11 protein-coding genes are annotated in these 13,356 nt (G+C 64.1%); 8 read left to right on the top strand and 3 right to left on the bottom strand.

Annotation, left to right across the window (positions count from 1 at the left end):
* The first annotated feature begins 121 nt into the window (after positions 1 to 121).
* The 5 genes from CKO15_RS01005 to sufT all read left to right on the top strand — a co-directional run bounded on the left by CKO15_RS01005 (position 122) and on the right by sufT (position 5,195).
* Positions 122 to 796, top strand: a complete 675-nt coding sequence (locus CKO15_RS01005; protein ID WP_200191592.1) for a response regulator transcription factor — start codon at positions 122 to 124, stop codon at positions 794 to 796.
* Positions 786 to 2,099, top strand: a complete 1,314-nt coding sequence (locus CKO15_RS01000) for a sensor histidine kinase (protein WP_200191590.1) — start codon at positions 786 to 788, stop codon at positions 2,097 to 2,099. Before CKO15_RS01005 ends, CKO15_RS01000 begins: the two co-directional genes overlap by 11 nt.
* A gap of 183 nt (positions 2,100 to 2,282) precedes the next feature.
* Complete coding sequence (locus tag CKO15_RS00995) at positions 2,283 to 3,596, top strand: NTP transferase domain-containing protein (protein WP_200191588.1); 1,314 nt, start codon at positions 2,283 to 2,285, stop codon at positions 3,594 to 3,596.
* A 50-nt stretch (positions 3,597 to 3,646) separates the two neighbouring features.
* Positions 3,647 to 4,234 (top strand): nitrogen fixation protein NifQ, encoded by a 588-nt coding sequence (locus CKO15_RS00990; RefSeq protein WP_200191586.1) that lies wholly within the window; start codon positions 3,647 to 3,649, stop codon positions 4,232 to 4,234.
* A 409-nt stretch (positions 4,235 to 4,643) separates the two neighbouring features.
* Positions 4,644 to 5,195: a putative Fe-S cluster assembly protein SufT gene (gene sufT / locus CKO15_RS00985; RefSeq protein ID WP_200191584.1), complete on the top strand. Its 552-nt coding sequence runs from the start codon at positions 4,644 to 4,646 to the stop codon at positions 5,193 to 5,195.
* Positions 5,196 to 5,272: 77 nt separating this feature from the next.
* Here sufT and CKO15_RS00980 read toward each other — a convergent pair whose 3' ends face one another.
* Positions 5,273 to 6,481, bottom strand: a complete 1,209-nt coding sequence (locus CKO15_RS00980) for an aminotransferase class I/II-fold pyridoxal phosphate-dependent enzyme (protein WP_200191582.1) — start codon at positions 6,479 to 6,481, stop codon at positions 5,273 to 5,275.
* Positions 6,482 to 6,813: 332 nt separating this feature from the next.
* Between CKO15_RS00980 and CKO15_RS00975 the strand changes: the two genes are divergently transcribed.
* From CKO15_RS00975 to CKO15_RS00965, 3 genes are all read left to right on the top strand, one after another.
* Positions 6,814 to 7,863, top strand: coding sequence for a D-2-hydroxyacid dehydrogenase (locus CKO15_RS00975; RefSeq protein ID WP_200191580.1), 1,050 nt, complete (start codon positions 6,814 to 6,816; stop codon positions 7,861 to 7,863).
* A 95-nt stretch (positions 7,864 to 7,958) separates the two neighbouring features.
* Positions 7,959 to 9,524, top strand: coding sequence for an amidase (locus CKO15_RS00970; protein WP_242464456.1), 1,566 nt, complete (start codon positions 7,959 to 7,961; stop codon positions 9,522 to 9,524).
* Positions 9,521 to 10,990, top strand: coding sequence for an aldehyde dehydrogenase family protein (locus tag CKO15_RS00965; RefSeq protein WP_200191578.1), 1,470 nt, complete (start codon positions 9,521 to 9,523; stop codon positions 10,988 to 10,990). Before CKO15_RS00970 ends, CKO15_RS00965 begins: the two co-directional genes overlap by 4 nt.
* Here CKO15_RS00965 and CKO15_RS00960 read toward each other — a convergent pair.
* Complete coding sequence (locus tag CKO15_RS00960) at positions 10,962 to 12,125, bottom strand: GGDEF domain-containing protein (RefSeq protein WP_200191576.1); 1,164 nt, start codon at positions 12,123 to 12,125, stop codon at positions 10,962 to 10,964. The two genes, CKO15_RS00965 and CKO15_RS00960, sit on opposite strands and share 29 nt — an antisense overlap.
* A complete protein-coding gene (locus CKO15_RS00955) occupies positions 12,118 to 13,275 on the bottom strand; it encodes an EF-P lysine aminoacylase GenX (RefSeq protein WP_200191574.1) in 1,158 nt (385 codons plus the stop codon). Before CKO15_RS00955 ends, CKO15_RS00960 begins: the two co-directional genes overlap by 8 nt.
* Positions 13,276 to 13,356: the final 81 nt, after the last annotated feature.

Here is a 13,356-nt window from a genome sequence, read left to right as displayed (position 1 = left end):
TCTGGCGAGCCGACGAGAGACGCCTCTGTTGCGTCCTGTCGAGCTTAACGAGCGAGGTGTAAAAGCTTTGTCGCAGGGATGTGAAAGCGTTGTGAAATGGCAGGCAGGCAGGAAAAAGACCATGCATGTTTTGATCGTTGAGGATCACGCCGATCTAGCGGCTAATATCGCTGATTTCCTCAGCGACCAGGGTCACCTTGTCGATGTCGCTGGTAGCGGCCTGAGTGCGCTACACATCGTGGCAACGAGTCACCCGGACGCCTTGATTCTCGACCTGGGGCTACCGGACATGGATGGCGTGGAGTTGTGTCGACGGCTACGGGCAGAGGGATATACATTGCCAATCGTCGCTTTAACAGCGCGCTCTGAGCTGGAAGATAAGGTCGGGCTGCTCGATCTGGGTGCCGATGACTATCTGGTAAAACCGGTAGCACTGCGCGAGATCGAGAGTCGCTTACGCGCGCAGTTGCGCCGTGCACAGGGGACTCTAGGCAGCGGACAGTTACAGGTCGCCGATCTGCTGCTCGATGAGCAGACGCGGCAGGTCAAGCGCGCCGGCCGACCGCTGCGCCTGACCCGTCTCGATTTCCAGATTTTACAACTGCTGATGCAAGCCTCTCCGGCGGTGGTCACCCGAGAGCGCTTGGAGCGAGCACTGTGGGGGGATGAACCGCCTGAGTCCGACGCACTGCGTACCTATATTCATCGCTTAAGGCGTGTTGTCGATGCAGGGGCAAGCGACCGCCTTATCCATACCGTCCGCGGCATCGGCTACCGATTAACTGATGAAGCTTGATCCGAGACGCAGTTTACGAGGGCGTATTGTCGTTGCCTTTGTCGGCCTCGGGTTGCTGCTCGGGCCTTTGCTGGCGGGGGCGATTTTCTTTCTCAGCCACCTGAGCGAGGAGCGTATTGTCGCTTCAGGATTGCACGAATACTTAGATGAGATCACCTCCTCGCCCCATGAGTACGCTCTGCGGCGACCGGCGACAGCGCCGCAAACACAGGTTTTGACTAACTTGCGTATGGATCACCTGCCTGCTGAGCTTTTTGAGCTGCCCGATGGACTGCACGAATGGGAGGCAGATGGTCAGGTCTGGGCGATTGCTCTGCGCACCACGCCCGAGGGACGATTTGCGGTCATTGAGGACATCTCGCTGATGGAGGCTCGCGAACGTGCCGGCGTGATCGCGGTGGGCGTGGGAGCGTTGCTCACCCTCTATCTGGCCCTGTTTCTTAGCTTCTCCTTAGCCAACCGACTGCTCTCGCCACTGCTCACCCTCTCCGAACGCTTGGCGCGACAGCGGCGCGGCGAACCGGTCCCCACTTTTGCTGAGGGTATCAAGGATGATGAAATCGGCGCTTTGGCTCGCGCTCTGGATCGCTATCGAAGCGATGTCAGTGATGGTCTTGAGCGTGAGCGTGCCTTCTCTGCCGATGTCAGCCACGAACTGCGTAATCCGCTCTCTGTGATATTGAATGCCGCTGAGCTGATTGAACTGGATCGCCAAACGACCCCACGCCAACGAGAGGCGGCAACCCGTATTCAACTAGCCGCACGCCGCATGCACGATACGGTAGAGGTCTTGCTGTTGATCGCACGCCGCGCCTCGACTCGCCACCAAGAGGAACGTATCGAGATCAATCAGGTCGTTACCGAGTTGCTGGATGAGTTCGCGCCGCTGGCGGAGCGTCGCGGTATCGACCTGGCACGGTGCTATCAGGCCAATTTGCAGGTCGTCGCCCCGCGAATTGCCGTACTGACCCTGTTAAGCAACCTAATCGGCAACGCCCTAGAGCACAGTGGCGCAACCAAGGTGACCATCACGCTGCGCGATACCGAAGTGGAGATCGCCGATAATGGTTGTGGGCTGCCGACCAACCTGCCGTTTGCGGATCCGCGCACGGCCACCGATCGGTGTACGCCCAACAGCCAATCGGCGAACGATGGCAAGGGCGATGGCGGACGCGGCTTGCTCTTGGTCAGGCGACTGTGTGAGCACTTTGGGTGGACCATTCGCATCGACAGCCCCCCCTCAATAGGAGTGCGCGCAGTGTGGGGTATCTCTTCTAACCACCACCAGAACGGAGGCGAGTAGCTCGCAGCTAGGGGAAGCCCTGTGGAGTGGGCTTTATCCGGTCGGGAACCGGCCGACGGGAACCGGACAATGCCTGGAAGGTGGTAAGACCGGGGCATCCTCTGGATAAGTCGGCACGTCTATAGAAGCGCGAAACTCACACCATAGCGTAGCTTGGCGGAAGTAGTTCATAATCGGGCCACTATGGCTAGCCAATCAAACCACCCTGCTTGGCCCGTCTCCTGGGCCGTCATCCCTGCTGCCGTACCGAGGCCGGGCGAACCTGACCTGACTCTCTGCCGCGTCGGTGGCCATCCGCTCATCGGCCGCGCCATCTTAGCAGCGCGGCGCGCCCGCGGAATCATTCAGGTCTTTGTCAGCACAGAGAGTACCGAGATCGCCGCTACGGCACGCCACTACGGCGCCCATGTCGTCGCCGCAGCCGCCGCATCGACGACCTCGCCCTTCGCCGCGGCCGCGGCCTTTGCCCGCGCGCACTCGCACTTGGCCTCGCCTCCTCCCGAGTTCATCGCCCTGCTGCGCTGGAGCGCCCCCTTTGTCGCGGCGAGCGACATCGACGGCACCCTGGAGCGGCTTTTTTCCACCGGGGCCGACGCCGCCTTCGCCGCTGTTGCCACCAGTAGTGCCCTGTGGCAACCCACGGCTGCCGCTGCCGACCGGTTTGCGCCGCTCTCCCTCTCCGCCCCCGATCCTGATGCCCCCAAGAGCACGGTCGGCACTGCCGCATTCCCGACCACCTACCGCGAAGCGGGCTCGGTCTACGCCGTTCGCACAGCCGCCGGTTGCCCTCCGGCCGGCGAGCCAGACCACTGGAACGAGCAAGAAGGATGGAGAGAACGCCCCACGACGCTCTATGAATCGGCCGCGGCGCGCGCCCTTGAGGTCACCGACGCCGAGACGCTGCAACTAGCGCACCTGCTCGCACCTCACCTGGGCGCCCAACAAGCGCTTGAAGCCCTGCCTGAGCGCATCGGTGCAGTGGTCTTCGATTTCGACGGCGTCTTTACCGATAACGGCGTCTGGGTCAGTGAGCACGGCGTCGAGAGCGTACGCTGCTCCCGCGGTGACGGTATGGGGATCGGTCTGCTGCGCAGCACCGGCGTACCGCTATTGGTGCTCTCTAAGGAGCGCAACCCGGTGGTCACGACCCGCTGCGAAAAACTGGGCCTGCCGGTACTGCAAGGGATCGACGATAAGCGCAGCGCCCTGCTTCGGTGGCTTGATGAGCACCAAGTAAGCGCCGAGGAGACCGTCTACGTCGGCAACGATATCAATGACTGCCCCTGTCTGGAACTCGCTGGCTGCGCCGTCGGCCCGCAGGACAGCCATCCCGATGTCATCGCTCACATCGACCTGCTGCTAGAACAGCCGGGCGGTTACGGCGCCGTTCGCGAACTCTGCGATCTACTCTGCAGCCACTTCGTCGCAGGCCCCAAGGAGACCCACTCTCTCCCTCCCGTGCTGGTCAAACAGCGGACCACTCCGCTAAGCCTTTGAACATCCACCCTCCTCGGCCATCCTCACGAAATGGTGGAGATCACACCGCGATGGAGACCGAACGACGCAACACTCTACTCGCCCTGCCTGGTGAGGGCGAGCCCTTTGATCGCCACGTATTGGCTTGCGCCCTGGAGCGGGCACTGGAGGAGATCGAGCGCTCGACTGCCCCCTCCTTAAACGCCTCGCTGGGGCTGCCGGCCGATCTGCTAAGCGAGCTGCTTGAGCACAGCTTCCCCGACTTCTCCAGCGTGGCGCCACACATCCGCTGGGATCACGACCCCGGTGAGGGCGCCATCGAAGAGGCCGATCTGCGCGGACTGCTGCTTGAGAACCGCCGTCACGACACCCGCGAGGGGCTATGGCTCGCCTACATCGTTGCCCGCCGCGCCCTGCAACCGGGCCACTTGTGGCACAGCCTGGGCCTGGATGAGCGTACCCAGCTCTCGACCATGCTCCAGCGACACTTTCCCACCCTGGCCGAGCAAAACACCAACAACATGCGCTGGAAGAAGTTTTTCTACCGCTGGTTGTGCACCCAGGAGGGCATTTTGATTTGCAAATCGCCGATCTGCGGCGACTGCCCCGACTACCGTGAGTGCTTCATCCTGGAGGGTCCGGACGGCGACGAACATTAAAGTGATAACCGATCCCAGCGGGCGCAGTCGCCACTAAAGTAACAGCCACTGAAGTGGAAGCGATCGCTTTCGGTAACAGCGGTTAGAGGCTCCAAGCTGCGGTTTCGTGCCCGCATCAATGATGCTTACCTACTGCCGCTGCCCGATGGGTGAGGCCAGACAAATACATGCAGACTTTGCTACCCCGATTTTGTTAGAGTGAGAAAAAGTGCCCCAGAGCCTCGATGTGGTTGCTCGGTGACTCGGGGGATTGATCAGGGGGCTGAACAGATCCAGCCGCACGTAGAGACCTCACAGAGCCATCGCGTACTCGCTTGATTAGCAGGAGTTTAGCTGATTTTTAGGGCGATTGGCGCGATCTCTTAAGGCCGTTACTGCGGTGTTATGCTCAAACCAACCGGGGGCAACTATGTACGTTCCGCGCGGCGAACCTGTCGTCTTCGAGCGCGACTGCGAGGCCGTCGTCATCCCCGCCGGCGACTCGGGCACCATCCCGGCCGGGGCCGAAGGGGTGCTGACACAAGCGCTAGGCGGCAGTTATACCGTCTTCTTGCAGGGCCACCTCTTTCGCATCGACGGCACCAACGCCGATGCCATCGGCAAGGAGCCACCGACACCGCCGCAGCTGCCGGAGGGAGCGAGCGATGCCGATGTCGAGCAGATCATCTGGGAGCAGATGGCGACGTGCTACGACCCGGAGATCCCGGTCAACGTCGTCGATTTAGGTCTGATCTACCGCTGCGACATCACCAAAGACGGCGAGGGGTACCGCCACGTCGATATCGACATGACGCTGACCGCCCCCGGCTGCGGGATGGGCGACATTCTCGCCCACGACATCCGGGTCAAGGTCGAGATGGTGCCGACCGTAGCAACGACCTCGGTGCAGCTGGTCTTCTCGCCGCCGTGGAGCCAGGAGCGGATGTCGGAGGCGGCCAAGCTGCAGGTCGGCCTGCTCTAGAGACCTGCCAACCGCTCACCAAGCTGGCGCGCGCGCCTCACGGCTTTATTAGCCGTGGTTTAGCCGTGGGGACGATGTCAAAGCTCCTGGCGCTCCATCCACGGGATGATGCGCTCGAAGGCCCGCTCGATATCCTCCATGGAGGCTGAGTAGCTGATCCGTAGCGAATTCGGACAGCTGTCGCCGAAGGCGTCTCCTGGGACGACGCAGACACCGGTCTCTTTGAGCATGCGGGTGGCCAGGTTCGTCCCGTCGGTGTTGCTCGGCAACGAGGGGAAGAGGTAGAAGGCGCCCTGCGGCCGGTAGCTGGTCAGATGGGGGGTATTGCTGACCAGCTCGACAATACGATCGCGGCGGGCACGATAGGCCTGCAGCATCTCGGCGACGCAGTCGGGGCCGCCCCGTAGGGCCGCGACCCCCGCCCACTGCGCCGGGGTATTGGCCACCGTCGTCGTAAAGATGTGGAAGCGTTGCAGCTTTTTGATCGCCCCCTGGCTGGAGATCAGCCAGCCGATGCGCAGCCCAGCCATGCTGAACGTCTTCGATAGGCTCGAGACCACCATGACGTGGTCGAGATCGGAGGTGCAGCGCAGCACGCTCGGATACTCCATCTCGTCGAGCACCAAGTGGTCGTAGACCTCATCGCTGAAGACGTAGACGCCGCGGTAGGCGGCCTCCTGAACAATCGCCTCGATCGTCTCCTTGGGATAGACCGTCCCGGTCGGATTGCTCGGCGAATTGAGAATAATGCCGAAGGTGCGCATACCGATGTTGTCGATCACCTCCTGCGGATCGAGCTGATGGCCGTGCTCGGCGCGAGTCGGGATCGCTTTCACTTCGGCGCCATTCATGCGGATCAGCGGCGCATAGAGCGGAAAGGTCGGATCGGGCACCAAGAACTGCCGCCCCGGTGCAGCGGTCGCGGCAATGGCCAGGTACATCGCCTCGGTCGCGCCAGTGGTGATCAGGACATTTTCCGGCACCAGCGGCCGATCGTAGAGCGCGCTGTAGTACTCGGCTACCGCCTCGAGCAGCTGCGGCAGGCCGGCATCCATGGTATAGCCGGTCTTGCCGTCGCGCAGCGCCTGAATATGGGCCTCCAGGACGTGCTCGGGGACGGGAAAATTGGGCTGGCCGATCGAGAGGTGGATGACATCGTCCATCTCCGCAGCCATGTTGACCATCCGGCGGATACCGGGGATCGGCAGCGCCCGTACCGAGGGGCTCCAGGCCGGTTCACGGATATCGTCGGTATCCAGTTCAAGCTCTTCGGATCGTACTGCCACAGTTCGCTCCTTATGCTGTCATCGCCACGACGACTCTACATCACATCGCTACGGCCACACTGCTACGGCCACACTGCTACGGCCACCGATCTCTAGCACCCACTCTGCTACTCTTCTATCGCCACTCTTTGCAGACACTCTAGTGCGGCCTTCCGCTGCATCCGCTCAAGCCCTAGCGGAGACGGGTACCGGGCGCGGGTACAACCGCCCTCAGAGAGGCACCACATGAACAGGATCACCCCGAACGGCCTCACAGCCCCTTGTAACCCAACCATACTCTCGCTACCGTGCTTACGGTACAGTAAATTGCCATCATCGGAGAATCGAGCGTCATGCCGAGCGACGCAAAACCCGTTATTGCCCTCCTGACTGCCGCCGAAGAGGCGCCCCCGCCGGGGCTCGAACGCCTCGACGGACGGGCCCGCATCCACCATGCGACGAGCCGTGAGGGACTGATCGCGGCGATCGCCGATGCCGACATCCTGCTGGTGACCGATTTTCGCACCCGCATTGTCGCCGAGGCGTGGCCCTACGCCCGGCGCCTGCAGTGGGTCCACGCCACCAGCGCCGGGGTCGATGCCCTGCTCTTTCCCGAGCTGATCGAATCGACCGTGCCGGTCACCAACGCCCGCGGCATTTTCGATCGCGCCATCGCCGAGACCGTACTCGGCATGATTCTTTTCTTCGCGAAGGACTTGCGAACAACCCTGGCACTGCAGGAACGGCGCGAGTGGCGCCACCGCGAGACGCAACGCATTCAAGATAAACACGCGCTTGTAGTCGGGGCCGGCTCGATCGGGCGGCAGATCGCCCGCCTGCTGCGCGCCGCCGGCATGCAGGTGACCGGGATCGCCAGCCGCGAACGTGACCACGACAGCGACTTTACCGCTGTCTACGGCCCCGATGCGCTGCATGAACAGCTCGGCCTTGCCGACTACGTCGTCATCGCCGCACCGTTGACGGCGACAACCCGCGGGCTGTTTAACGCCGAGGCCTTCCGAGCCATGGCCAAGGGCGCGAAGCTGATCAACATCGGGCGCGGCCCGATCGTCGTCACCGAGGATCTGGTCAACGCGCTGCGCAACGGTGAGATCGCCGGGGCGGCACTCGATGTCTTCGAGGAGGAGCCGCTGCCGCCAGAACACCCCCTCTGGGCCATGAACAACGTCTTGATCTCGCATCATATGGCCGGCGATTTCATCGGCTGGCGCTCGGCGCTGATTCAGCAGTTTATCGATAACTTCGAACGCTGGCTCGCCGGCTCATCGCTGCGCAACGTCGTCGATAAGGAGCGCGGCTACGTACCCCCCGATACCGCGACAGAGAGCGGCCCTAGTGCCTCCGCTGCCCCAGCGCCCCCCACTGCATCACCGCCCGAATGAGCCGATCGCACCACTCGAGACCACTCATTTGGACCTCTTCAGGCCTGCTTGTACCACTTTTTTCAGCTGATTAACCGCACGGACCAACACGACCCATGAGCCAAAAGAGCAAAAAGAGTAAAAAGGACAAAAAGTGCTGCCGCAAATCGGCCACCCAAGCCGCCGCTGAGAGCGCTGCCACCGACCGCGTGACCGCAGCGGCCGACGAGGCCCCCGAGATCGCCGGCGAAGAAGGCGGCTGCGGCTGCTCGTGCGGTGGGTCCGATGCAATCGATGCGATCGCCAATATGAGCGCGACGATGCTGCTGCGCTGTTTCCGCGACGGCTCCCTCTCGCCGGTCGATGCCGCCGAGGCCGCCCTGAGCCGCATCGAGCGCTACAACGACCGAGTCAACGCCTTTTGCCTCGTCGACGAGGAAGCGACTCTAGTCGCTGCCTACGCCAGCGAACAGCGCTACCACTACGGGCAGCCGATGGGGCTGTTGGACGGCGTGCCGATCGCCATCAAAGACGTCTTTCTCACCCGCGGGTGGCCGAATCTTAAAGGCTCGAAGACGGTCGATCCGCGCGGACCGTGGGAGCTCGACGCCCCCGCGGTCGCAGCACTGCGCCGCCACGGCTTTGTGCCGCTGGGCAAGACGACCACCCCGGAACTCGGCTGGAAAGGGGTCACCGACTGCCCCTGCTACGGCGTCACCAGAAACCCCTTCGACACAAGCAAGACCGCCGGCGGCTCAAGCGGCGGCAGCGCCGCCTCGGTCGCCCTCGGCATGGGGCCGCTGGCCCTCGGCACCGATGCCGGCGGCTCGATCCGCATCCCCGCCGGCTTCTCCGGCATCGTCGGCCATAAGCCGACCCAGGGACGCATCCCGATCTGGCCGGCGAGCCCGTTCGGCACCCTCGCCCACCCCGGGCCGATGACCTGGACGGTCGAAGACGCCGCGCTGCTGATGAACGTCCTTGCCGAGAGCGATCCGCGCGATCCTACCCTGCCGCCGACGCAGCAAGACTATCTCGCCGCGATTGAGGGCGGTATCCGTGGTCTGCACATCGCCTTTAGCCCCAGGCTCGGCTACGTCGATGTCGATCCGGAGATCGCCGCTGCGGTCGCCGCGGCCGCCCGCACGCTCGAAGCGCTCGGGGCCGTCGTCGACGAGGTCGACCCCGGCTTCAGCGACCCCCGCGAGGCCTTCGACCTGCTCTTCTTCGGCGGTGCGGCGAACGCCCTGCGCACCATCCCCGAGGCACAACACTCCGAGATGGACCCGGCCTTGATTGAGGCCGTAGCAAGCGTGCGCGAGCGCTCCATGCTCGACTACCTGCAGGCGATGAACGAGCGGGCCGCACTCAATGAGCAGATGAGCCGCTTCCATCAGCGCTACGATCTGCTCGTGACCCCGGCGCTGCCGATTCCTGCCTTTGGCGCCGGACTGGAGGTGCCGGAGGGGTGGTCCGACCCGCGCTGGCCGAGCTGGACCCCCTTTACCTACCCGTTCAACATGACCGGTCAGCCAGCCTGCTCGGTACCGTGCGGCTTTACCGCGGCCGGACTGCCGATCGGGCTGCAGATCGTCGGCCCGCGCCACGCCGACGGGCTGGTCTTGCGCGCTGCGCACACCTATCAACAAGCTGCACCACTGACGGATCGGAGGCCGCTATGACGCTCAACTCCCCCCTCCTTCCCGAGGTCAAAGGGTATATCGACGGTGCCTGGCAGGGCGCCGACGACGCCACCACCTTCCAGGTCACCAACCCGGCGACCGGCGAGGTGCTGGCCGAGGTGCCCGCCATGGGTCCGGCGGAGACGACCCGGGCAGCGGCTGCGGCGGCCGCAGCGCTCGAGCATGAGAGTGATCTGGCCACCCGCCGGCGCTGGCTTGAGGCGATCGCAGCAGCCTTGGAGCAGCACCGCGAGGAGATCGGGCGGATTCTCACCCTGGAGCACGGCAAACCGCACGCCGAGGGCAGCGGTGAGGCGCTCTACGCCGCCGGCTTTTTCGCCTACGCCGCCCGCCATATCGAGGCGTTGGCCCCACGCACCTTAGAGGAGCAGCCGCGCGACTGCAGCTGGACGATCTATCAGCGCCCGGCCGGGGCGGTCGCCTTGGTCACGCCGTGGAACTTCCCGATCGGCATGATCGCTAAGAAGCTCTCGGCCTCACTCGCCGCCGGGGCGCCGGCGGTGATCAAACCCTCGGCCAAGACGCCGCTGACCCTCATCGCCCTGCTGACCCTGCTCGATCGCGAACTCGATCTGCCGTCCGGCATGGTGAACTTGGTCACCGGCGCTGCCGGACCGATCGGTGATGCCCTGCTGAGCGACCCGCATATCCGCGTGATCAGCTTCACCGGCTCGACCGGCATCGGCCAAGCGCTCATCCGCGGCAGCGCGGACGGGGTCAAGCGACTCGCCCTTGAGTTGGGCGGCAACGCCCCGTTTATCGTCTTCGCCGATGCTGACCTAGAGCACGCCGCCGAACAGCTGATCGCCAACAAGTTCCGGGGCGGCGGACAGACCTGCGTCTGCGCCAACCGCATCCTGGTCGAGGCGTCGGTGATGGAGCCATTCGCTGAGCGCGTCGCCGAGCGTGCTCGGCAGCTGACCGTCGGCAACGGCATGGAGCCTGGGGTCGACATCGGCCCGCTGATCGATCGCAGCGGCTACGATAAGGTGCGCCGTCACTACCTCGATGCCATTGAGCGGGGGGCGGTCAGTGTGCTCGGCGACGACCCCGGCGCACTGGAGCGCGACTACGGCGCCTACTTCCCGCCGACCGTCATCCGCGGGGTCACGCCGCAGATGGCGTGCTGGCAGGAGGAGACCTTCGGCCCACTGGTGCCGATGACTGCTTTCAGCGATGAGTCGCAGGCGCTCACGCTGGCGAACGATACCGAGTTCGGCCTGGCTGCCTACCTCTTTACTGCCGACGGCGCGCGGGCCGAGCGCTTCATCCCGCGGCTGCAGTTCCCGCACGTCGGCTACAACACCGGCAGCGGGCCGACTCCGGAGGCGCCCTTCGGCGGCATGAAGCACTCCGGCTTCGGGCGCGAGGGCGGCCTAGAGGGGCTGTTCGAGTTTATCGAGACGCAGACGGTGCCTACGGCTCTGAAGAAGCAGCGCTCGTAACGGTGGTGGGGACGGTGGTGGAGCTGCCTTCGGTCTGGGCATCGGCCATGACACGGTTGCGGCCGGCCGCCTTGCCGGCGTAGAGCAGACTATCGGCGCGCACCAGAGCGGCGTCGACCGTCTCGTCGGCACCGACCTCGGTCACACCGAAGGTCGCCGTCACCTCAACCCCGCACATCGGCTCTGCAGCCAGCCCCGCGCGGCAGCGCTCAGCCAGCGCATACGCCTCAGCAAGCGCACTCTCCTGAGCGATAATTAAAAACTCCTCGCCACCCCAGCGGGTGACGGAGTCGGTCGCCCGCACCGTCTCACTCAACCGGCGCGCGATCTCGACAATGACCTGATCGCCGACGGCGTGGCCGTGGCGATCGTTGACTCGCTTAAAGTGATCGATATCGAGTAGCAGCAGACTAAAGGGCCGTCCGTAACGCTTAAGGAGCGAATCGGCCTGAGCGAGCAGCGCATCGGCGGCACGGCGGTTGCCAATACCGGTCAAAGAGTCAGTCTTAGCCCAGTAGTGAAGCAGTTCCGCGCGCAACAGTGCGCTCTGCAACTTATCGCGCATAGTGGCAGCCGTTGCCGCCAACGCCAGAATGATGACCAAAAAGAGATGAACCCGCAGCAAGTAGACCAGTGTCTCGCCGCTGACAGCGCCGCTGCGCACTTCCCCCCAGATCCCGCTCGCGGTAACAACGGCACTGGCGAAGATGATGAGTAGCCCGGCGATCACACCGCGCCACTGCTCAAGGACCACATAGGCAGCCAAGAGCAATACGGCAACCGACCAGAAGTGGCCACCGGTTAAGACCAGCAGGTGCTCCTCAATCGGGCCAGCAAAGTGCAGGTGCCAAATCAGTCGGCTGAAGACCAAGGCGCCGGCGCTGATCAGAAGCAGTCGTTCGAATCTCTGGGTCAAGGTGCGCTGGTAGCAGAGCACCCCACAGAAGAGCAGAAAGAGGAGGATAAAGACCGGATAGACGAACTGGATAAAGAGATCATCGGGCTCGCGCATCCACCAACTGGAGAAGAGCACCAGACTGCCGACAAAGAGCGCGAGACAGTAGACCCCCCGCTTCAATTGATTGAGCGAGCCCAACACCCCATCACGATCCAGCACGCCGTCCCGCTCAGCCATCGCCGCCCCCCTCCCCTCGCGCCTCAGCAACGGAGTCGACCCCAATCAGCTGCGCTAGGAGCCGATCGACCCCCAGAGCAACCCCCGCACAGTCGGGGAGCCCCCGCTCTTCAAGCGCACTCAGCAGCGCCTCATCAAGCGGATAGACCGGCAGACCAGAGGCCCGACGCCACGCTTGCTCGCGGCTAAAACGTTCGCGCTGCGCGCCGGCATCAGTCAACTCATGGTAGCCGTTGGCGATCTCCAGCCCATCGATGAAGAGTTCAAAGCGCCGGGCGGTCGCCGACGGTGCGGCACAACCGGCGGTGCTGGCGCCTGTCTCTTCGTTTGTCTCCGCACCGGGCTCCAAGCGTGCCAGAGCGGCCTGGCTGGCCGGAAATGCCTCGACAAAGGTCAAGGCGCCGCGGCCAAGCTGCGGAGCCACGACATGGGAGAGCAGCAGATCGAGGCGCTCATCGCGCTGTCGCTGCGCCTGTTCGTCGGCATCACGCCCAGGTAGATCGCCGCCCACACCACCAGTGCCTGCCGCGACGCCTTCCGCTGCGCCAGGAGAGTCAAGAGAGCCCTCGACACCAAAGAGCTCAACACCGTGGCGCTGCAGCGCCGAATCGAGCGCCTCCGGTGTCGCCGCGAGCGGATCGACACCGGCATACTCCACGAAGGCTTGGCGATAGGTCAAGTGCTCGACCGGATAGCGGGCCAATGTCGCTGCCGGTAGGGCCGCCTCAGGTAGCGACGGTGCCGGTAGCGACGATGCTGCCAACCGCGCCGCGACCTCCCGCACCAGCTCAGCAACCTCGCCCATCAAGTCGCGGTGATCCCAGCCGATGCGATACCACTCGAGCAGGGTGAACTCGGCGGCGTGCCAGCGCCCAAACTCACCACCTCGCCACGCCGGGCCGAGGTAGTAGAGATCGCCGCTGCCGGCCGCCAGCCACTGTTTCATGGCCGACTCCGGGGAGGTCTGCAGATAGCGCACCTCACCGCTGGGACCAGCCTCCGGGACCGCCAAGCTCGATAACCCGGGGTCCATCGACGCCGCTCGGCCAAGACCGCTCGGCTGCACCTCGATGACGCCGCGGGCGGCAAAGAAGGCGCGCAGTTCGGCTAAGAGCTGGGCACGCTGCGAGAGGCGCTGGTGTAGCGTCATCTCGTCACAGCACGGCACGCAACGCCCTCAGGGAGCCCTGCATCCGTGGGTACAAACGGTGCGAATAGCACAGCTGCAAAC

It is taken from the genome of Halorhodospira abdelmalekii (assembly GCF_016583625.1).
Taxonomy (GTDB): Bacteria; Pseudomonadota; Gammaproteobacteria; order Nitrococcales; family Halorhodospiraceae; genus Halorhodospira; species Halorhodospira abdelmalekii.
The sequence above is the reverse complement of the archived record's forward strand: the minus strand, read 5'-3'. Positions and strand labels throughout refer to the sequence as shown.

Excerpts from the sequence above, each read along its gene's own strand:
- CKO15_RS00975 (WP_200191580.1), top strand. The coding sequence starts at position 6,814 with ATGCCGAGCGACGCAAAACCCGTTATTGCCCTCCTGACTGCCGCCGAA.
- CKO15_RS01000 (WP_200191590.1), top strand. The coding sequence starts at position 786 with ATGAAGCTTGATCCGAGACGCAGTTTACGAGGGCGTATTGTCGTTGCC.
- CKO15_RS00955 (WP_200191574.1), bottom strand. The coding sequence starts at position 13,275 with ATGACGCTACACCAGCGCCTCTCGCAGCGTGCCCAGCTCTTAGCCGAA.
- sufT (WP_200191584.1), top strand. The coding sequence starts at position 4,644 with ATGTACGTTCCGCGCGGCGAACCTGTCGTCTTCGAGCGCGACTGCGAG.
- CKO15_RS00960 (WP_200191576.1), bottom strand. The coding sequence starts at position 12,125 with ATGGCTGAGCGGGACGGCGTGCTGGATCGTGATGGGGTGTTGGGCTCG.
- CKO15_RS00990 (WP_200191586.1), top strand. The coding sequence starts at position 3,647 with ATGGAGACCGAACGACGCAACACTCTACTCGCCCTGCCTGGTGAGGGC.
- CKO15_RS00995 (WP_200191588.1), top strand. The coding sequence starts at position 2,283 with ATGGCTAGCCAATCAAACCACCCTGCTTGGCCCGTCTCCTGGGCCGTC.
- CKO15_RS00965 (WP_200191578.1), top strand. The coding sequence starts at position 9,521 with ATGACGCTCAACTCCCCCCTCCTTCCCGAGGTCAAAGGGTATATCGAC.
- CKO15_RS00970 (WP_242464456.1), top strand. The coding sequence starts at position 7,959 with ATGAGCCAAAAGAGCAAAAAGAGTAAAAAGGACAAAAAGTGCTGCCGC.
- CKO15_RS01005 (WP_200191592.1), top strand. The coding sequence starts at position 122 with ATGCATGTTTTGATCGTTGAGGATCACGCCGATCTAGCGGCTAATATC.